Raw genomic sequence first — 19159 nt, forward strand, 5'->3', positions numbered from 1 at the left:
GCTCTATACAAAGCCAAGCTCAAAATCGAGAAGGCCAAGGCGCAGGTTCGGGCCAAGGTCGAACACCCATTCAGAGTGATCAAGCGCCAGTTCGGTTATGTGAAGACGCGGTTCCGTGGCCTGGCGAAGAACACGGCGCAACTGGTGACACTGTTCGCGCTGTCGAATCTGTGGATGGCGCGCAGACATTTACTGACGAATGCGGGAGAGGTGCGCCTGTAATGCGGGGAATGGCTGCCGCGAGGTGCTTGCGGCGGCTAAAAACACAGAAATAAGCGGGTGATCTGATCGCTTTTGATCGATTTGCCGCTTTCAAAATCGGCGGAGGCTGAAGTTAGCCAGAAATACATGACTACTTCAGACCATCCCTAGGGAAGCTATTCCTTTGCGCAGAGCTGTATGTTAAGAAGCCGCACTCAATATTGCCCTCGGCGTTCACCTCAGGAAACCTCATGTCGCTGCGTATCTGCATCCTGGAAACCGATGTTCTTCGCCCTGAATTGGTCGACCAATACGACAGCTACGGTCGTATGTTCGAGCAGTTGTTTGCCCGACAGCCGATTGCTGCCGAGTTCAAGGTGTACAACGTGATGGAGGGGCACTACCCGCCAGACAGCGAGCGCTACGATGCCTATCTGGTGACGGGCAGTAAGGCGGATTCCTTCGGAAGCGATGCCTGGATCCAAACGCTAAAAACCTACCTGCTGGAGCGCTACCGCCGTGGCGATAAGCTGTTGGGCGTGTGCTTCGGTCATCAGATTCTCGCCCTGCTGCTCGGCGGCAAGACTGAACGCGCCGTACAGGGCTGGGGCGTGGGCATTCACCAGTACCGCATGGCCAACAAACCGGGCTGGATGAGCCCCGACCTGGAAGACCTGACCCTGCTGATCAGTCATCAGGACCAAGTCACCAAACTGCCGGAAAACGCCACATTGCTGGCCAGCAGTGAGTTCTGCCCGATTGCTTCTTACTGCATTGGCGATCAGGTGCTGTGCTTCCAGGGGCATCCCGAGTTTGTCCATGACTACTCGCGCGCGCTGCTCGACTTGCGCCAACAGCATATCGGTGAGGCGGCCTACACCAAGGGTGTCGACAGCCTGCAGCATGACCACCAAGGCCACACCGTGGCTGAGTGGATGATGCGTTTTGTCGCGCAGGGCCGTGCCGGTCTGGCGGAGTAAGTCGCTGTTGGTAAAAAGCCCGGTCAATGACCGGGCTTTTTTATTGGTAACGCTTAGGCTGGGCTGATCTGCTTATCCATGGCTTCAATGCACTGCTGCATCTGCCTCTGGCAGGTTTCGATCAGCTGCGGCAGGTCTTCCTGGCTCAGGCCGGCGGTGGGGATGGCCGGCAATGAGCGGATCATGATCTCGCCGCTGTTCCAGCGGTTGAGCTGTAAGTGGTTGACGTAGGTGCTGACGCACACGGGGATGATCGGCACGCCGGCGGCAATAGCCATCTGGAAGGCCCCCTTCTTGAAGGGCAGCAAGCCTTTACCCAAATTACGCGTGCCTTCGGCGAACACCCAGATTGAGGTGTCTTTATGCTTGAGGGTGTCGGTAGTCGTGAGCATGGATTTTTTCGCGCGAACGGCATTGCCACGATCGAGCAGTACGTTGCCTGCCAGCCAGTACAGCTGGCCAAAGAACGGCACCCACTTCAGGCTTTTCTTGCCGATGCTGACGGTGCGCTCGGGCACCACACGGCCAAGTACGTACAGGTCATAGTTGGACTGGTGGTTGGCGATAATCACGCAGGAGCGCTGGTGGTCGAGCAGCGGCTGCACATCGGTCTTGAGCTTCCAGCCCAGCAGCCACTGCGCCGGAATACTGTAGAGGCGCGCACAGAGGCGGCTGTTATCCGGGTTGAACGGTCGACAAATGCCGATTAACAACCCCAGGATGCCGGCGAGGATAAAGTGCACGCCCATCGCCAGCATGCGCAGTAGAAAAAGCATTTGGTACGCCCGTCATAGGAAAAAGGCGCGAAGTGTACGGGCGTGCACTGTTTTCGGCAATTGATGCTGATAAGAGGTCGTTACAAGGTTTTTAGCGGCATTAAGCGACGTTTAAGCCGCGTAAAGGATGAATGTACTGCGGGGTGCCTGATGGCGTTTCGTGGGTACGTCACTAAACACAAAGCCCGGCGCTTGGCCGGGCTTTGCGGTGCGGCACAGAGTGGTTTACACCAACTGCTTCTTATCCAGTTCCACCGCGTTGTCCAGTGCTTCAAGCAGCGCTTTGCGCACCTTCAGCTTGGTGTTCTTGTGCGCAGTCATGTTGATCTTCTTCATCTGCTGGGCAACAGCCCGCGCCGTGGCCTGCAGTTCGTCGGCCGGCACGACCTTGTCGAGGAAGCCGGCATCTACAGCGCTTTGCGGGTCGAACATCTCACCGTTGATCACCGAGCGGTGGAAGACCGATTTACGCAGACGGTCACGGGCCAACTCGATGCCCGCGTGGTGCATGGTCATGCCGATCAGTACTTCATTAAGCCCGATGGTGAATGCCCCTTCGGTGCCGATGCGGTAGTCGGACGACAGCAGGATAAACGCACCCTTGGCCACCGCATGGCCTGGGCAGGCGACGATGATCGGGAAGGGGTGGGCCAGCATGCGCCGCGCCAGGGTCGAACCGGCGGCAACCAGGTCGATCGCGTTTTGCGGGCCGGAGGTCATCACCTTGAGGTCGTAACCACCGGAGAGAATGCCTGGTTGGCCGGTGATGATGACGATGGCCTTGTCTTGTATGGCGCGATCCAGAGCGGCATTAAACGCCGTGATCACATCCGGGGAAATAGCATTCACCTTGCCATTGCACAGGGTCAGGGTGGCAATGCCATCGTCGAGTTGGTAGCTGATCAGGTCGCTCATGGTGGGTTCCTTGTGCTGAAGTGTCGCAGACGTTACCCACCCACATCGGTCAGGTAAAGCACGATGACTGACTGGCTGGTCAGTGATTGCCGGCGACTCGGGCTATGGCGGCGATCAAGATCGCCAATTGGGCTACTCGGTTTACTCGCAATTAAGCTCACCCCTCTATAAGGAGTGATCGACATGCCTGGTTTAATCCGACTTATTAAGTGCTGGCGAGCTGCATTGGCGTTGCTGCTGTTGGTCAGCATGCTCTGGCTTGCGAGTGATCAGCACAGTCAAAGCCCGCTTAGTGTGCTGGGACTGTTCGGCTTCGGCCTGTTTATCTCCCTGGGATTTGTCCTGTTCGGCCAGCAACGATTCGAACCGAGTACTACCAATCCGTCCGCCGACGACCAGCACTTGGCTTAAGCGCATGAATTTTTTGAAAAAATATTTTGCCTTTGGCAGCCTCTTCGGCTACATTTGCGCGCCTCGACAGACAGCAATGACCGTCGAGACCCGGTGAAGTGTCCGAGCGGTTGAAGGAGCACGCCTGGAAAGTGTGTATACGAGAAATCGTATCGTGGGTTCGAATCCCACCTTCACCGCCAGACATTAAAAACCCCAGAGAGAGCAGTCTTTCTGGGGTTTTTTCGTTTCAGGCCCCGCATGTCTCCGCCCGATTGGTACAGCGGAGTGGTACAGATGACTGTCATGGCCCAACCTTGGAAGCACCCTGTAAGTGGCATTTTTTACTTCCGTCGCGATGTCCCCGAGAGCATTCGTGGAGTCATATCTAACCCGCTCGCCGTTGGTCGCTTGTTAGACTGCGTGTCTGACGGTTGGGGTTGGGCATGAAGGCGACTTGGGACATTTTCTGCAGCGTTGTCGATAACTACGGCGATATCGGAGTGACCTGGCGGCTCGCGCGGCAGTTGGCGGCCGAGCATGGGCTGGCAGTGCGGCTGTGGGTGGATGATCTAGGTGCGTTTGTGCGTTTGTGTCCACAGGCTGAAGTTCAGGCGCCGCGGCAAACTCAGCAGAGTGTTGAGATTTGTCTGTGGCCCGCCGATTGGCAGGAGGTGGTCGAGCCCGCGGATGTGGTGATCGAGGCGTTTGCCTGTGAGCTGCCGGCGGCTTATATCGCGGCGATGGCGGGGCGTGAGCAGAAGGTTCTCTGGCTTAATCTGGAGTACCTGAGCGCCGAGGACTGGGTGGAGGGTTGCCATGGTTTGCCCTCGATGCAGTCCAACGGCTTGTCGAAGTTTTTCTTCTTTCCAGGGTTTACCCCAGGCAGCGGTGGTTTACTGCGTGAGCGTGGGCTGCTGGCGCAGCGTCGAGCATTTCAGGCGGACGAGCGTGCGCGCGATGAGTTTCTGCGTGACCTGGGTGTTGAACCGCTGGCTGGTGCGCTGCTGATTTCGCTGTTCGCCTATGAGAATGCCGCCTTAGGCAGTTGGCTGGAGGTGTTGGCGGCAGGGCCGCAGCGGATTCAGCTGTTAGTACCTGAAGGGCGTATTTTGAGTAGCTTGCAGGGCTGGTTGGGCAGCCCCGCATTGCAGGTCGGTGATGCTTGTCAGCGTGGCCAGCTGCATATCCAGGTGCTGCCGTTTATCTCGCAGGATCAGTACGACCGTTTGCTTTGGAGTTGCGACTTCAATGCGGTGCGCGGTGAAGACTCGTTCATTCGCGCGCAATGGGCCGGGCGGCCGCTGCTTTGGCATATTTATGAGCAGGCTGATGGCGCGCACCTGGAAAAGCTCAACGCATTTTTAGCGCTCTATAAGGAAGGCTTGTCAGCCGAGGCGCAAGTAGCCCTAGCCCGTCTATGGGATGCCTGGAATAGCAACGGGCCGATGGGCGAATGCTGGACGCAGCTGCTGAAAAATTGGCCAGAGCAGATTGTACACGCCGAACAGTGGTGTCTAGAACGGGCCTCGCAGGCCGATCTTGCTGAGGCGCTGGTGCAGTTTTACCTAAATTGGCTATGATACGCGGCCAAGAATTTTGTAATTCCATCCAAATCCGGATATTCGTATGAAAACCGCACAAGAAATGAAGCCCAACAGTGTGGCCCTGATCGACGGCCAACCTTGGCTGATCCAGAAGGCCGAATTCACCAAATCCGGTCGTAACAGCGCCATCGTTAAAATGAAGTTGAAGAACCTGCTGACCGGTTCCTCGACTGAAACCGTGTACAAGGCTGATGACAAGCTTGAGCCGGTTATCCTGGATCGCGTAAACGTAACTTACTCGTACTACAGCGAACCAAACTACGTCTTTATGGACGAAGAGTTCAATCAGTTCGAGCTGAACAAAGACGACCTGGAAAGCATCATGCCGTACATCGTCGATGGCATGACCGACGTCTGCGAAGCCGTCTTCTTCGAAGGCAAAGTGGTTTCGGTCGACCTGCCGACCACGATCGTTCGCCAGATCACCTACACCGAAGGTTCCGCTCGCGGTGATACTTCTGGCAAGGTGATGAAGCCAGCCAAGCTGAGCAACGGGACTGAAGTTAAGGTTGCAGATTTCTGCAACATTGACGACTGGATCGAGATCGACACCCGTACCGGCGAGTACAAATCCCGCGCTAAAGCCCCGGTCTAAGACTGGCTTTAACGGCGAGAAGAAAAAACCCGACCTAGTGTCGGGTTTTTTTATGGCCAGCCATCCATGGCGGCCACCCTTTGGGTCGTCGCTGCGCGACGCTAAAAATGATTCCCGGTCATTTTTATGCCTGCGATTTACCGGCAGCCCTTAACTGCGCTGTAAACCGCTTTGCAGAGCCAGGTCCCAGGGCGCTATTGGGCCAAAACGTGCTTTGAGAAACTCCAATAACAAGCGGCTGCGTGAGTCGGTTTCGCGCTCCAGACGTAGGGCGTAGATGCCGCTGGGTTCGGGCGCGGGTAAGCCGTTCTCGCAGAACAGGGGCAGCAATTCACCGCGTACTAGGTAGTCGCTAATCAGCCATGTAGGCAGGTGGGCGATGCCCAGGCCAGCGATGGCGCTGAACAGCAAGGCCTCGGCGTTGTTGGCGGTCATGCGCAGGCGTTTTGGGCGGCACAGCTGCAGCTTACCGTGCTGCTCGAAGCGCCAGGCGTATGGCGGGGCCAGGCTGTCCCAATCGAGGCCGTCATGATCCAGCAACTCGGCAGGCGTGCGCGGTACACCGCGTTGTGCCAGGTACGCGGGGCTGGCGCAAACGATCCGCACCATCGGTGATAGCGCGGTGGCAACCAGGCGTGTATCGGCCAGCGGGCCGATGCGCAGCACCAGATCGACTTCGCCTAAATGCGTGCCGTGCAGGTCGACGAAGCTGTCGATCAGGCGCAGTTGTACATCCAGCCCCGGATAGGCGACGAGAAACTCGGCAATCGCCGGCGCGAGATGTCGGCGACCGAACGGTGCGGGTGCGTCGATGCGGATCAACCCTTCCGGGGCGCTGCTCAGCGACACCGCCTCGGCACGGGCCAGGTGCAACTCGGCAAGAATGCGCTTGGCGCGCTCGGCAAACGCCAGGCCGGCAGAGGTGGCGCGTACGGCATGCGTGCTGCGGCTAAACAGCTGGCTGCCCAGTGAGCGCTCCAACGTATCAATGCGCCGTGCCACCGCAGAGGGCGTGAGCGGATGGCGACGGGCGGCGGCGGAAAAGCTGCCCGTTTCCAGCACATCGAGAAACAGGCTGAGCTGGTCGGTTAGGTTGTCGGGGTTCATGCGTTGCTTCTGCTGTGCGTTAAGGGCATAGCCATTTTGCGTTGCTATGCGTTTCGCGGCCAGTAGCGAATGACTAAGGTGTGCAACATCTTTGTGGAGACTGCCGATGACCGTGCTCGATTTTGCTCTGAACCTGCTGCTCGGGTTGGTTCTCGGTACCTTGGGTGGCCTGTTTGGGATCGGCGGCGGCTTGATCGCCATTCCGGCGCTGGGCGTGTTGTTTGGCTTGGACCAACAACTGGCTCAAGGCACAGCGTTGGTGATGGTGGTGCCTAATGTGTTGCTGGCCTTATGGCGCTATCACCAACGCACGCGTATCGAGTGGCGGCATGCGTTGGCGCTGGCGACCAGCAGTTTGGCTTTTGCCCTGCTGGGTGCGGGTTGGGCTATCACCCTGGATGCTGACCTGATGCGTCAGGGGTTCGTGATCTTCTTGGTGCTACTGGCGGCTTACAACGTCTCTCGCTTGCTCAGTAAACCGCCGGCGTTGTCGGCGGGGCTGCGTTATCCCTGGCCCTGGTTGTCGCTGCTGGGCAGTGGTGCAGGTTTGCTTGGCGGTTTATTCGGGGTCGGCGGTGCGGTGTTGGCGACGCCGGTATTGACCCTGGTATTTGGCGCCAGCCAAGTGATGGCGCAGGGCCTGTCTCTGACCCTGGCCGCGCCGAGTACTGCTGTTACCTTGGCGACCTATGCTGCGCATGGTCATGTCGACTGGGTATTGGGAGCGCCCCTGGCGATTGGTGGTTTGCTGAGTATTAGTTGGGGCGTGAAACTGGCCCATGCGTTGCCCGAGCGCGTGCTTCGCGGGTTGTTTGCCGGCTTTCTGCTGCTGTGCGCGCTGCTGCTGGGGCTTAAAGCCTGAAACTCTCGGCAATCTGCTCGGCCAGGGTTTCAGTCACTTGGGTTTGCGTGTTGCTGTTGCGCAGCAGGACGATGCTGGCCGAGGGCAGGGCGGGCATGCCCTCGGCCTCGCCAATAATCTGCATATCTGGGGTGATCAGGCTTTGCAGCTGTGCGGTAATGGCCAAGCCGGCGCTGACCGCGGCCATGATCGCCGACAGGCTTGGACTGGTGTAAGCGATGCGGAAATCACGCCCCAGCGCCTCCAGGCCATTGCAGGCCCAGGAACGGCAAAAGCACTGCGAGTTGAACATCGCCAGGGGCAGGGTTTCCAGTTCATGCAGGTTGGCGTCGCGGGCCTGCGCCCAAACCAGGTGTTCCTGGCGCAACAATTGACCGATCTCGGTGCCCGGTTCACGGGTGACGATTGTCAGGTCAAGGTCTTGGCGTTGTAGTAGCTGGAAGGACGGCTCGCAGTGCAGTTCTACCTGCACCAGCGGATAGGACTGGGCGAAGCGCACCAAAATGCCCTGCATAAACCGCATCACATAATCATCGGGTGTACCGATGCGTACGGTGCCGACCATATGCGGCTCGCGCATGCTGTTAATTACCTCGGCATGCAGTTTCAAAATGCGCCTGGCATAGCTCAGCAGTAGCTGACTCTCGGCGGTCAGGCTGAACTGGCGACCATCGCGAACAAACAGCGGGCGCTGCATCACGTCTTCTTCCAGGCGCTTCATCTGCATGCTGACGGCCGACTGGGTGCGGTTGACCATTTCCGCAGCGCGGGTAAAGCCGCCTTGGTCGGCAATCGCGACAAAGGTACGCAGCAGTTCACTGTCGATGCTGGGATAGCTGGCCATGCATCAATCTCCGAGATGTATTGCATAAGAAACATTCGTTGGATTGATCATAAGCCCAGCGCGAGACTGTCGCCAACCCCACGAGGAGGGCGTCAAGATGAAAGGTCAAAAAGCTTATGCGCTAGTCGGTAGTGATCGTCTACAGGGCCGCCGGCCACTTGAAATACTGCGTGCAGTCGGTCGTCAGTTATACCGTTGGTGGCAGTTGTCTGAGCAGCGGCGGCGTTTGGCCATGCTCGATGAGGCGGCATTGAAGGACCTCGGGCTGAGCCGCAGTGCTGCCATGCAGGAGAGCGAGCGCCCATTCTGGGATGATCCGCTGGAGCGCTAACGGTTGGCCTTGGTGCGCTGAGGCTGAATGCATGCTCAGGGTCGCGGTTATTAAGGGAATGAATACATTGAAAGGAGAGCGCCGATGCCCATTTATCAGCTCGCGTAGTTGAATATCGCCAGCATGAAGGCGCCGTTGGAGTCGCCGAGCATGGCTGACTTTGTCGCCAATCTGCAGCGTATTAATGCGCTGGCTGAAGCCTCGCCAGGCTATGTGTGGCGATTACAGGACGAGGCGGGCGATGCCACCGCGTTTCGCCCGTTTGGCGACGACGTGCTGGTAAACCTCTCTGTCTGGCGTTATGTACAGGCGCTGAGCGATTACGTGTACACGTCCGCGCATACCGAGATGCTCAAGCGCCGCCAGGAGTGGTTCAGCAAGGTCAGTGCGGCGCATACGGTGTTGTGGTGGGTGCCGGCGGGGCATCGTCCATCAGTGGTCGACGCGGCCTAGCGTTTGGCGTGGCTGCGCGACCAGGCTGCGAGCGCAGACGCGTTCAGTTTCCGTCAGGCCTTTGCGGCGCCCAATGCCCTTGTGGCTCAGGCTGTCGAGTAATCGTGACTCATATCTTTTGCGGGTTGCTTGAGCCGTGAGCGAGGCTAGCGGATCACCGGGGCGGCAAGCGCGCTGCGCATCCGCTACAATGCGCGCCGAATTTGTCATGCCCGAGAGCCCGCCCATGTCCGCTTGCCAAACCCCGATCATCGTTGCCCTGGATTTTCCGACCCGTGATGCCGCGCTGGCATTGGCTGATCAGCTCGATCCTGCGCTGTGCCGGGTCAAGGTCGGCAAGGAACTGTTCACCCGCTGCGGGCCGGAGATCGTCAATGTGCTGGCCGGCAAGGGCTTTGAGGTGTTCCTCGACCTGAAATTCCACGACATCCCTAATACCACGGCCATGGCCGTCAAGGCAGCGGCCGAGATGGGCGTGTGGATGGTCAATGTGCACTGCTCGGGCGGCCTGCGCATGATGGCAGCTTGCCGCGAAACCCTGGATAAGCTCAGCGGCGCCAAGCCGCTGCTGATCGGCGTGACCGTGCTAACCAGCATGGAACGCGAGGACTTGGCCGGTATCGGCCTGGATCTAGAGCCGCAGGCCCAGGTGCTGCGTCTTGCCGGGCTGGCCGCGCAAGCTGGATTGGATGGCTTGGTGTGCTCGGCCCAAGAAGCGCAGGCGCTAAAGGCGGCTCATCCGGCGTTGCAACTGGTGACCCCGGGGATTCGTCCGGCCGGCAGTGCTCAGGATGATCAGCGGCGTATTCTGACCCCACGTCAGGCATTGGATGTGGGCTCGGATTATCTAGTGATTGGCCGCCCAATCAGCCAAGCCGCCGACCCGGCGCAGGCCTTGGCTGCTGTTGTCGCCGAGCTGGCCTGAGGCATTGCCGTGTGGCAAGCGCTTTAATGCGCCTGCCGCGCTGAAGTCACTTTCAAGCTCTACTCACTATCGTGTTTCGACTAACCAGGTTCTCTCTATGCATCCCGCCGCCGAAGATTCGCCACTGGGTAAATCCAGCGAATACATCGCTACCTATACGCCCGCGTTGTTGTTCCCCATTCCGCGTGCGGCTAAATGGGCCGAGCTGGGGCTGAGCGCTGAAACGCTGCCGTATCAGGGCATAGATTTCTGGAACTGCTTCGAGCTGTCCTGGTTGCTGCCGTCGGGCAAACCGGTGGTGGCCATGGGGGAGTTCGCGATTCCTGCCGACTCGCCGAATATCATCGAGTCGAAATCATTCAAGCTGTACCTCAACTCGCTGAACCAGTCGGTGTTCAACACGGCTGACGAACTGGTGCTCGTGCTGGTGAAGGACCTTTCGGCCGCAGCGGGCAAGCCAGTGGGCGTGCGAGTACGCAGCCTGGCCGAGGTAACGGCTGACGGTGTGGCCGCTGCGCCCGGCACCTGTATTGATGAATTGGACGTTAACATCAGCAACTATGCGCAGCCGCAGCCTGAGTTGCTGCGCTGTGACGCGGCGCAGGTGATTGAAGAAAGCCTGCACAGTCATCTGCTCAAGTCCAACTGTCCGGTCACCGGTCAGCCGGATTGGGGCACGCTAGTGGTGCAATACCGTGGCCTGGCGCTGGATCACGCCAGCTTGCTGGCCTACCTGGTGAGCTTTCGCCAGCATGCGGATTTTCACGAGCAATGCGTTGAGCGGATCTTTCTCGACCTGCAACGCTTGCTTAAGCCCGAGCATTTGACGGTGTATGCGCGTTACGTGCGCCGCGGTGGGTTGGATATCAATCCCTATCGCAGTACTGGGCCTATCAGCCCGGATAATCAGCGCTTGGCACGCCAGTAACGCAAAACCCCAGCCGTTGAGCTGGGGTTTTTCTGGGTGTTGTTCTCGGCAGTTTTGCCTCGTCTCGCTGCGCTTGCGAGGTAGACCCCGCGCGTGCCGATAGGGCTTAAATACCCATATTAGCCAGGCTCTGCACGATATTGCGCAGGGTGCCCGCAATGGTCGGGTGGCTGGCTTCGAAGCGCTCTACCGCCAGGTTAACCCCGTCGATCAGCGTCGCATCCGGCGCGGCGGCGGCCTGGCGGGCCAGTTGCAGTTCAATCTCCTGCGTGAGCACAAACAGCTCGGCGCGTTCTTCTTCAGTTAGCGGTGGTTGTTCGACCAGTTGGTCGCGCAGGTCTTGCAGTTGTTGCTGCAGGCGGCTTGCAGGCATGGAACTCTCCCTTTATTGATCGACAGATGGGCTGACCTTGCACCAAGGCGAAAGGTTCTGCATAACGTCAGGGTAATCCAAGCTCGCGGGCTTTGCTTGCTTTGGGTCAAGAGCATGCATTGGCCGGTGGGCAAGCCGCGACGGGTTTAAGGCTTTTCGCCTTTTTGGCGGCGCAGGCTAAGGTCCGCGAGGCAGGTGGGCAGGTCGCTCAGTTGGTCAATCACCGAGTGCACGCCCAGCCGGTAAAGGCTCAGGGTGGCCTGGCTGCGCAATCGATCACGTTCGCCCATGGTTAGGCGCTGCCAGTCTGTCAGCGCTACTCCGCACAGAGGGCCGCTGATGGCCAGGCCAATGGTCCAGATGCCGGCATTAAGCGCCGCCTGTAACAAACGTGGTTCGCCACTGACCAGCACGCAGCCTTCAAGCTGATTCACCTGCAGCTCCAGCAGGCTAAGCCAAATTGCGTCCGGTGCTGGCCATGGGCGGTGACTGCGGCTAGGTGTGCCGCGTAGCCAGGCCGGTAGTTCGCTGGCCAGGCAAGTGCTGGCATCGAGTGGCAGTTCATCCAACCAGGCGCAGGGCACGCCTTGCAGTCGCAATTGCTCCAGCAAGGGTACGGCTGCGTGCGTGGCTTGCGCATGCTCGCGCGCGGTCTCGCAAAGTGCTTGTTGGTAAGCCAGGCGTTCCTCGGGCAGGGCTTGGCGACCCAGTACCTGTTCAAGGCTCTGGGGATTAGGTGCATTGGGATAAAGGCGTTGCAGGGCCAGCGCAATGCTGCGTGCGCCAAAATCAACCAGGCAGCCGGAGAGGCTAAATAATAGGGCGTTGAACGCGGGCGAGGCGGCAGGGGTTTGCATGAGCCTTCCTTGAAAAGGACTAGTGCAGGCTATTCCTCGCAGGTTACAGGCAGATGAACAGATTATTTTCGTGCAGTGTCGCGGCCATTCGGCGCGGTGTAAGGCCTTGCCAGGACGGTTTTCCAGGTACTTGTTCGTCCGCTATGCTGCCCCTTTAGCGAGCTGTGGTCTTATACTGCGCCACCTGATTTGGCCGCCTGTGGCAGCCTGAGTATTTCCAAGGAGTGACTGTGATGCGTGTGACCGGTGCGAGTTGGATTAAACGATTGAGCCTATTGGTTGCCTGTACCGGCGTGCTATCGCTGCCTGCACTGGCGCAAGCCAACGACGAAGACCCTTGGCAGGGCTACAACCGTTTTATGTTCCGCATCAACGATAACGTTGATATGTATACCCTCAAGCCTCTGGCTAAAGGCTACCAGGCAGTTACGCCGCAATTTCTTGAAGATGGCGTGCATAACGTCTTCAGCAACATCGGTGATGTCGGCAATCTGGCCAACAACCTGCTGCAAGGTAAGTTGCACGACGCAGGGGTTGATACGGGGCGGCTGATTTTCAACACCACGTTCGGTCTACTAGGCTTCTTCGATGTGGGAAGCACCATGGGCCTGCAGCGCAGCGATGAGGATTTTGGTCAGACCCTAGGCGTGTGGGGCTTGGGCAGCGGTCCTTATGTTGTACTGCCGTTGCTCGGGCCGAGCACAGTGCGCGACGCATTCGGCAAATTGCCGGATGGTGCACTGGCTGCCAATGGCTATATCAATCATGTGCCGACGCGAAATGTGGTGCTGGGCGTTGATGTCGTCGACACACGCGCGCAACTGCTGTCGGTCGAGCGTTTGGTCAGTGGCGACAGGTACATATTTGTCCGTAACGCTTACCTGCAAAATCGTGAGTTCAGGGTGCGTGACGGTCAGGTCGAAGACGATTTTTAAATCGGCTGTTCTGAAAATCAAAAAGGCGACTTCAATAGTCGCCTTTTTCTTGCCTGCAATGGCCTTAGTTCATTGAAATGATCGCTAAGCCAAGCGCCTGGCGTCCATCGTCCATCGCGCTTACGCGAACCACCTCGGCTTGCGCATCCAGGCCACGCAGCGCGTTGTGGTCTGAGGCAATATGGATACGCACCTTGTCGCCGATGCTGACCGCGCTTTCAGCTTCCAGCTGCATGCCAGTACTGGACAGATCGAGGCACAGTGCAGGAATCTCCTTGCCGTCATGGTGCAGCGTGACGGGCGCTTCGAGCCGCATGCGGATGTAATCGCGTTTTTCACTGTAATCACGATCATTTTGGCTCATGGGCATTTTCCTCATGTGATTAGGGCTGTCCTACTGTTCTTATAACCTTGGCCGATTTGAGGTGTAAAGGCGTGTTTCGACGGCCGGCGTGCGCTTGAATCGCTTAGAGGATGGGAGTACCGTCTGCGCCTTGAAGCAAGCCGAGTTCGCGCGTCCAGGCTTTTGCCTGAACGTACCAAGCCAACCCTACCCGGCGCAGTTTGCCTGGATACCTCATGCACACAACCAGTGCCACGCTGCTGATAATCGATGACGATGACGTAGTGCGTGCGAGCCTCGCCGCCTACCTGGAAGACAGTGGTTTTCATGTGCTCCAGGCCGCCAACGGCTTGCAGGGGCTGGAAGTCTTTCATGCCGAGTCCCCGGATTTAGTGATCTGCGATCTGCGCATGCCACAAGTCGACGGTCTTGAGCTGATCCGCCGTATTAATGCTCTGCATGTAGAAACCCCGGTGATCGTGGTGTCCGGGGCCGGCGTGATGAGCGATGCCGTTGAGGCGTTGCGCCTGGGGGCTGCCGATTACTTGATTAAGCCCTTGGCTGATCTCGCCGTGCTTGAGCATTCCGTTCACCGGGCGTTGGATCGTGCCAATTTACGTCTGGAAAACCAGCGTTACCGTAACGAACTGGAAACCGCCAACCGTGAGCTGCAAGCCAGCTTGCATTTGTTGCAGGAAGACCAGAACGCCGGCCGCCAAGTGCAGATGAACATGCTGCCAGTGACGCCTTGGCAGGCTGACGGCTTGAACTTTGCGCACCAGATCATTCCTTCTCTTTATCTGTCTGGCGACTTTGTTGACTATTTCCGCGTAGATGACAGCCGTATCGCCTTCTACCTGGCTGACGTGTCAGGGCATGGTGCGTCTTCAGCATTTATCACTGTGTTGCTGAAGTTTATGACCACCCGTTTGCTCTACGAGTCGCGCCGCACCGGCAGCCTGCCGGACTTCAAACCGTCCGAGGTGCTTGGCCATATCAATCGCGGCTTGATCAACTGCAACCTCGGTAAGCATGTGACCATGCTCGGCGGTGTGATCGATCAGACCAACAACCGTCTGACCTACAGCATTGGTGGGCATCTGCCGCTCCCGGTGTTGTACAGCGAAGGTCAGGCTCGCTATTTGGAGGGGCGTGGCTTACCGGTCGGGTTATTTGTCGATGCTCAATACAACGATCTGGAGCTGGAATTGCCGGAGACCTTTAGTTTGACGCTGCTTTCCGATGGCATCCTGGATCTGCTGCCGGGTGATACCTTAAAAGACAAGGAAACCCTGTTGCCGCAATTGATCAGTACTGCAGGCGGTACCCTGGATGGCCTACGCAAGGCTTTTGGGCTGGCCAATCTAGGGGATATGCCGGATGATATCGCCTTGCTGGTGTTAAGCAGGAACCTTGCATGAGCCTTGGGATGAGCCCCGGTAGAATTCAGTTTGCAGAGCAGGATGGCACCTTCATCTTGAAGTTTGTCGGCGAAGTGCGCCTGACGCTCTGTTCCGCCTTGGATTCGACCATCGAGAAGATTTTTACAGCGCTGAATTTCTCAGCCATCGTGATTGATCTCACTGAGACGCGCAGTATCGACAGCACGACGCTCGGATTGTTGGCCAAGTTGTCGATTTTGTCGCGGCAGAAAGTGGGTCTACTGCCGACTGTAGTAACCACCCATCCCGATATCACTCGGTTGCTGCAATCTATGGGTTTTGATCAGGTGTTCAATATCGTTGATACACCGCTGCCATGCCCGGATTGCCTGGATGATTTGCCGTCGCAGGATCAGTCCGAAGAGTTGGTGCGCGCCAAAGTGCTTGAGGCGCACCGCATTCTGATGGGCTTAAACGAGTCCAATCGCGAAGCCTTCCACGACTTGGTCAGTGCGCTTGAGCATCACTGATTGGCCGGGTTAAACAAACGGGGCGCTATTAAGCGCCCCGTTTGCATTTAGACCTGACTGCTCAGTAGCTTTTCCAGTTTCTCCTGGTCGCGGGCGAACAGACGAATGCCTTCGGCCAGCTTTTCGGTGCCCATGGCATCTTCATTCATGGCCCAGCGGAATTGGCTCTCACTCAGGCTTTGTTTGGCCTGGGCCGGTTGGCCTGAATTGAGTTTGCGTTGCAGTGGATTTAGGTCATCGGCCAGCTGCTGCAGCAGTTCCGGGCTGATGGTCAGGCGGTCGCAGCCGGCCAGTTGTTCGATCTGGCCGATATTGCGGAAGCTCGCGCCCATCACCACGGTTTGGTAAGTGTTGGCCTTATAATAGTTGTAGATGCGCGTGACTGACTGCACGCCAGGGTCTTCGGCGCCGACAAAATCACGACCTTCGGCCTTCTTGTACCAGTCATAAATACGCCCTACAAAAGGCGAAATCAAAAACACGCCAGCATCGGCGCAAGCCTGCGCTTGGGCGAAGCCGAATAGCAGCGTCAGGTTGCATTGAATACCGGCTTTTTCCAGTTGCTCGGCGGCGCGGATACCTTCCCAGGTCGAGGCGATCTTGATCAGCACGCGCTCGCGGCCGATGCCAGCCTCTTCATACAAACCGATCAAGCGTTCGGCGCGGCGAAGCGTGGCTTGAGTGTCGAAGGACAGGCGCGCATCCACCTCGGTGGAAATCCGCCCAGGAATGACCTTGAGAATTTCGCCACCCACCGCCACGCCAAAATGGTCGCAGGCCATGCCCAGGTCGCCTTTACTGGCGGTAACGGCGCTTTTTAGCAGCTCGCTGTAGCCGGGCATGGTTGCGGCTTTCAGCAGCAGGGAAGGGTTGGTGGTGGCATCAACCGGCTTTAGGCGGGCGATGGCATCAAGGTCGCCGGTATCGGCGACCACGGTGGTGAACTGCTTGAGTTGATCCAGCTTGGAAGTCATGACACAGCCTTGTCGTTGCAGATGAGCCGACCTTACCCGAGTCAGCGACCTTGCAGCAATTGCGCCGCTTGATCGAACAGCGCCAGCGGCTCACTGGTTTTATGAATATCCACCGAGAGCAGTTGGCGAAAGCGTCGCGCGCCGTTAAAGCCCTGGGCCAGGCCGAGCATATGGCGGGTGATGTGGTGCATGCTGCCGCCTTCGGCGAGATGCGCTGCGATGTAGTCGCGCATGCTGTGCATAGCTTCGAAGCGGCTCATCACGGCGCGATTGGAGCCAAATAGCAGTTGGTCTACCTGGGCCAGCAGGTAAGGGTTGTGGTACGCCTCGCGGCCTAGCATCACGCCGTCAAAGGTTTGCAAGTGCTGCTGGCAATCCTCTAGGGTCTTAATGCCGCCGTTGAGGATGATCTCCAGTTCCGGAAAGTCCTGCTTGAGCTGTGCGGCCACGTCATAACGCAGTGGTGGTACTTCGCGGTTTTCCTTGGGCGATAGCCCTTCGAGAATGGCGATACGCGCATGCACGGTAAAGCTGCGGCAGCCTGCATCGCGAACTGTACCGACAAAATCACACAGCTCGGCATAGCTGTCGCGGCCGTTGATACCGATGCGGTGTTTCACTGTTACAGGGATCTCGACGGTATCCTGCATCGCCTTAACGCAATCAGCCACCAGTTGTGGATGACCCATCAGGCAGGCGCCGATCATGTTGTTCTGCACCCGGTCACTGGGGCAGCCGACGTTCAAGTTGACCTCGTTATAACCTGTCTCTTGTGCCAGCTTGGCGCAGGCCGCCAGATCGGCTGGCACGCTGCCACCCAGCTGCAATGCCAGCGGATACTCGGCGGCGCTATGACGCAGAAAACGCGCCGTATCGCCATGCAAGATTGCACCCGTGGTGACCATCTCGGTGTATAGCAAGGCGTGATGCGACAGCTGGCGTAGGAAGAAGCGGCAATGGCGATCAGTCCAGTCCATCATCGGCGCTACTGAGAAGCGGCGGGACACTGGAGGCGGCGTGGTTTCTGGGGTTAAGCCTTGTAGCATGGGTGTCTCCGGTGTGCGTGTTTCTGACGTGTTTTCGGGGGTTTGCGGGCATTTTTAAAAGTCGGGTGGTACGCTGTACCACCTAAATGCTTGCATGTACCACCGGCAAACAGGATGTACCACCATGGCAACGATCAGACCGCGAAAGAGGGCTGACGGCACGATCAGTTACACCGCTCAGATTCGAATCAAAAAAGATGGGGTGCAAGTTTACACAGAGAGCCAAACCTTCGCGCGCAAGAAGGCGGCTGAGGCATGGGTGAAGCGTCGCGAGACTGAGCTAAGTGAGCCGGGTGCAATCGAGCGCGCCAAGAGGGGCGGTGTGCTGCTCAGGGATGTAATCGATAAGTACTTGGCAGAGGTCGGCCAGGCTCAGCCGCTTGGGCGGACGAAGGAGTACACACTGCGTGCGGTAATGGCTTCGTACCTGGGTGATATGACGCCAGCGCAGATGACCAGCCAGGTGCTGGTTGACTTTGCGCTATGGCGAATGAGCTCTGAGGGTGGTGGTGTTCAGCCGCAAACTGCCGGTAATGATCTAGCTCATCTTGGAGCAGTTCTATCAGTCGCCCGCCCAGCTTGGGGGTATGACGTGCCTGCCGGCGCTATGACCGATGCTCGGATGGTACTCAATAAGCTGGGTTACAAAATGAAAAGCCGTGAGCGCGAGCGGCGGCCGACCCCGGCTGAGCTGGCTCTGTTGCTCGAGCGATTCTGTGATGTTTTGAAAGCACGTCCGTTGTCGGTGCACATGCCCAAGGTCGTTCTTTTTGCGTTGTTCTCCACTCGGCGGCAGGACGAGATCGTTCGGATTCGCTGGGCAGATCTGGATGAAACACGGCAGGCGGTACTTGTCCGGGATATGAAAAACCCAGGGGACAAGTGGGGCAACGATGTGTGGTGTCATCTGCCTCCAGAGGCCTGGGCCTTAGTGCAAAGCATGCCTCGGGTCTATGAGGAGATTTTCCCGTACACCGGTGACGCGATACAGGGCGCATGGGCGCGGGCGATTGAGAGGACGCAGATCGAGGATCTTCACTTCCATGACCTGAGGCACGGTGGCGTGAGCAGGCTGTTTGAAATGGACTGGGATATTCCTCGGGTGGCGAGTGTTTCTGGCCACCGGGACTGGAACTCACTTCGGCGCTACACCCACCTGCATGGGCGTGGGGATTCTTTCGCAGGTTGGGAGTGGCTTCCGAAGGTGTTGGCGATGCCAGTGAGCTTTGGCGCGGCTGTGGCCAAGCGTAAGAAACAGCCAGGCTCATAACTGTTTGCACTCTTTGATTGCTGCAGCGCGCTGCTCGTCTAGATAGTTTGCGAGGTCTTGCAGATGGATGCCTTTGGCAGACTTCTGGCTGCTTTCAAGTCGGGTGATCGGGATTTTGATCTGTCCGGCCAGTGCTTTGCGCTGGAACATATCTGGGGTGAGGTGGGTGAAATAATCCCGACAGACCTGTTCGAGCGGGATAATCGCTTGGCCGTTGTACTGGGCCATCAGCAAAAATGTTGTGTTCATCGCTGATATCCTTTCACAACTTTTTGCGCTGCGGGTACTGCTCGTACAGGATCGGTTTTGTTGCCGCTGACCGAAAACTGACCCAGTAGAGGCTGTTCTGCCGACTGAAAACTGACCCAGGTGTTCAACTGCTTCTGCTCAATTTTTGAGCAGGAGAACACAGGGTGATCAGTATGGAAATGATGGGCAAAATTCGCCGGATGTATTTCCGCGACAAGCTGTCGCTGCATGAGATAGCCAAGCGCACCGGGTTGGCGCGCAACACGATTCGCAAGTGGGTCAGAGC

23 protein-coding genes, 1 tRNA gene and 1 pseudogene are annotated in these 19159 nt (G+C 57.9%); 15 read left to right on the top strand and 10 right to left on the bottom strand.

Annotated features, from left to right (window positions below; translation table 11 throughout):
* Together SOP97_RS16645 and SOP97_RS16650 are read left to right on the top strand one after the other, a co-directional pair.
* Positions 1-222: transposase (locus tag SOP97_RS16645; RefSeq protein ID WP_322950198.1), on the top strand; the 222-nt coding region annotated here is incomplete at its 5' end.
* Positions 223-452: 230 nt separating this feature from the next.
* Positions 453-1181: an amidotransferase gene (locus SOP97_RS16650; RefSeq protein WP_322950199.1), complete on the top strand. Its 729-nt coding sequence runs from the start codon at positions 453-455 to the stop codon at positions 1179-1181.
* A gap of 53 nt (positions 1182-1234) precedes the next feature.
* Here the strand turns inward: SOP97_RS16650 and SOP97_RS16655 are convergent, their stop codons facing one another.
* Together SOP97_RS16655 and SOP97_RS16660 are read right to left on the bottom strand one after the other, a co-directional pair.
* Positions 1235-1957: a 1-acylglycerol-3-phosphate O-acyltransferase gene (locus SOP97_RS16655; protein WP_322950200.1), complete on the bottom strand. Its 723-nt coding sequence runs from the start codon at positions 1955-1957 to the stop codon at positions 1235-1237.
* Between the two features lie 225 nt (positions 1958-2182).
* The gene (locus SOP97_RS16660; protein WP_322950201.1) at positions 2183-2872 is read right to left on the bottom strand and encodes a crotonase/enoyl-CoA hydratase family protein; all 690 of its coding nucleotides are present in this window, start codon (positions 2870-2872) and stop codon (positions 2183-2185) included.
* A 183-nt stretch (positions 2873-3055) separates the two neighbouring features.
* Here SOP97_RS16660 and SOP97_RS16665 point away from each other — a divergent pair, with 183 nt between their 5' ends.
* From SOP97_RS16665 to efp, 4 genes are all read left to right on the top strand, one after another.
* Positions 3056-3283 carry a hypothetical protein gene (locus SOP97_RS16665; protein WP_322950202.1) on the top strand — a complete coding sequence of 76 codons (228 nt, stop codon included), beginning with the start codon at positions 3056-3058 and terminating at the stop codon, positions 3281-3283.
* A 92-nt stretch (positions 3284-3375) separates the two neighbouring features.
* Positions 3376-3465 (top strand) — tRNA-Ser (locus SOP97_RS16670).
* A 243-nt stretch (positions 3466-3708) separates the two neighbouring features.
* Positions 3709-4845 (top strand): elongation factor P maturation arginine rhamnosyltransferase EarP, encoded by a 1137-nt coding sequence (earP, locus tag SOP97_RS16675; RefSeq protein ID WP_322950203.1) that lies wholly within the window; start codon positions 3709-3711, stop codon positions 4843-4845.
* A 46-nt stretch (positions 4846-4891) separates the two neighbouring features.
* Entirely contained in the window at positions 4892-5464 is a 573-nt protein-coding gene (efp, locus tag SOP97_RS16680) for an elongation factor P (RefSeq protein ID WP_322950204.1), read from the top strand.
* Between the two features lie 150 nt (positions 5465-5614).
* Here the strand turns inward: efp and SOP97_RS16685 are convergent, their stop codons facing one another.
* Positions 5615-6571, bottom strand: a complete 957-nt coding sequence (locus SOP97_RS16685; RefSeq protein WP_322950205.1) for a LysR family transcriptional regulator — start codon at positions 6569-6571, stop codon at positions 5615-5617.
* 106 nt (positions 6572-6677) lie between these two features.
* Between SOP97_RS16685 and SOP97_RS16690 the strand changes: the two genes are divergently transcribed.
* Positions 6678-7433 (top strand): sulfite exporter TauE/SafE family protein, encoded by a 756-nt coding sequence (locus SOP97_RS16690; RefSeq protein ID WP_322950206.1) that lies wholly within the window; start codon positions 6678-6680, stop codon positions 7431-7433.
* Here SOP97_RS16690 and SOP97_RS16695 read toward each other — a convergent pair.
* Positions 7423-8277, bottom strand: coding sequence for a LysR substrate-binding domain-containing protein (locus SOP97_RS16695; protein WP_322950207.1), 855 nt, complete (start codon positions 8275-8277; stop codon positions 7423-7425). The two genes, SOP97_RS16690 and SOP97_RS16695, sit on opposite strands and share 11 nt — an antisense overlap.
* Before the next feature lie 97 nt (positions 8278-8374).
* On the opposite strand from SOP97_RS16695, the gene SOP97_RS16700 reads away from it, so the two are divergent.
* From SOP97_RS16700 to queF, 4 genes and pseudogenes are all read left to right on the top strand, one after another.
* Complete coding sequence (locus SOP97_RS16700) at positions 8375-8608, top strand: DUF1127 domain-containing protein (protein WP_322950208.1); 234 nt, start codon at positions 8375-8377, stop codon at positions 8606-8608.
* A gap of 108 nt (positions 8609-8716) precedes the next feature.
* A pseudogene (locus SOP97_RS16705) lies at positions 8717-9163 on the top strand (DUF3291 domain-containing protein).
* 124 nt (positions 9164-9287) lie between these two features.
* On the top strand, positions 9288-9986 hold the full coding sequence (gene pyrF, locus SOP97_RS16710) for an orotidine-5'-phosphate decarboxylase (RefSeq protein WP_322950209.1): 699 nt from the start codon (positions 9288-9290) through the stop codon (positions 9984-9986).
* A gap of 97 nt (positions 9987-10083) precedes the next feature.
* Positions 10084-10914 (top strand): NADPH-dependent 7-cyano-7-deazaguanine reductase QueF, encoded by an 831-nt coding sequence (queF, locus tag SOP97_RS16715; protein ID WP_322950210.1) that lies wholly within the window; start codon positions 10084-10086, stop codon positions 10912-10914.
* Positions 10915-11020: 106 nt separating this feature from the next.
* On the opposite strand, the gene SOP97_RS16720 is transcribed toward queF, so the two are convergent.
* Positions 11021-11287 carry a DUF4404 family protein gene (locus tag SOP97_RS16720; RefSeq protein WP_274086459.1) on the bottom strand — a complete coding sequence of 89 codons (267 nt, stop codon included), beginning with the start codon at positions 11285-11287 and terminating at the stop codon, positions 11021-11023.
* A 146-nt stretch (positions 11288-11433) separates the two neighbouring features.
* The gene (locus SOP97_RS16725) at positions 11434-12144 is read right to left on the bottom strand and encodes an HAD family phosphatase (RefSeq protein ID WP_322950211.1); all 711 of its coding nucleotides are present in this window, start codon (positions 12142-12144) and stop codon (positions 11434-11436) included.
* A gap of 233 nt (positions 12145-12377) precedes the next feature.
* On the opposite strand from SOP97_RS16725, the gene SOP97_RS16730 reads away from it, so the two are divergent.
* Positions 12378-13079, top strand: a complete 702-nt coding sequence (locus SOP97_RS16730) for an MlaA family lipoprotein (protein WP_322950212.1) — start codon at positions 12378-12380, stop codon at positions 13077-13079.
* Positions 13080-13143: 64 nt separating this feature from the next.
* On the opposite strand, the gene SOP97_RS16735 is transcribed toward SOP97_RS16730, so the two are convergent.
* On the bottom strand, positions 13144-13443 hold the full coding sequence (locus SOP97_RS16735; protein ID WP_322950213.1) for a PilZ domain-containing protein: 300 nt from the start codon (positions 13441-13443) through the stop codon (positions 13144-13146).
* Between the two features lie 215 nt (positions 13444-13658).
* On the opposite strand from SOP97_RS16735, the gene rssB reads away from it, so the two are divergent.
* Positions 13659-14843 (top strand): two-component system response regulator RssB, encoded by a 1185-nt coding sequence (rssB, locus tag SOP97_RS16740; protein ID WP_322950214.1) that lies wholly within the window; start codon positions 13659-13661, stop codon positions 14841-14843.
* Positions 14844-14851: 8 nt separating this feature from the next.
* On the top strand, positions 14852-15334 hold the full coding sequence (gene rssC / locus SOP97_RS16745) for an anti-sigma factor antagonist RssC (RefSeq protein ID WP_274086512.1): 483 nt from the start codon (positions 14852-14854) through the stop codon (positions 15332-15334).
* 47 nt (positions 15335-15381) lie between these two features.
* On the opposite strand, the gene tal is transcribed toward rssC, so the two are convergent.
* Entirely contained in the window at positions 15382-16308 is a 927-nt protein-coding gene (gene tal / locus SOP97_RS16750) for a transaldolase (protein WP_274086454.1), read from the bottom strand.
* A 41-nt stretch (positions 16309-16349) separates the two neighbouring features.
* Positions 16350-17354 (bottom strand): tRNA dihydrouridine(20/20a) synthase DusA, encoded by a 1005-nt coding sequence (gene dusA / locus SOP97_RS16755; protein ID WP_274086453.1) that lies wholly within the window; start codon positions 17352-17354, stop codon positions 16350-16352.
* 124 nt (positions 17355-17478) lie between these two features.
* Between dusA and SOP97_RS16760 the strand changes: the two genes are divergently transcribed.
* Positions 17479-18624, top strand: a complete 1146-nt coding sequence (locus SOP97_RS16760; RefSeq protein ID WP_322950215.1) for a site-specific integrase — start codon at positions 17479-17481, stop codon at positions 18622-18624.
* On the opposite strand, the gene SOP97_RS16765 is transcribed toward SOP97_RS16760, so the two are convergent.
* A complete protein-coding gene (locus SOP97_RS16765; protein ID WP_274086451.1) occupies positions 18619-18873 on the bottom strand; it encodes a pyocin activator PrtN family protein in 255 nt (84 codons plus the stop codon). The two genes, SOP97_RS16760 and SOP97_RS16765, sit on opposite strands and share 6 nt — an antisense overlap.
* Positions 18874-19159 lie beyond the last annotated feature (286 nt).

The organism is Pseudomonas spirodelae (genome assembly GCF_034653255.1).
Taxonomy (GTDB): domain Bacteria; phylum Pseudomonadota; class Gammaproteobacteria; order Pseudomonadales; family Pseudomonadaceae; genus Aquipseudomonas; species Aquipseudomonas spirodelae.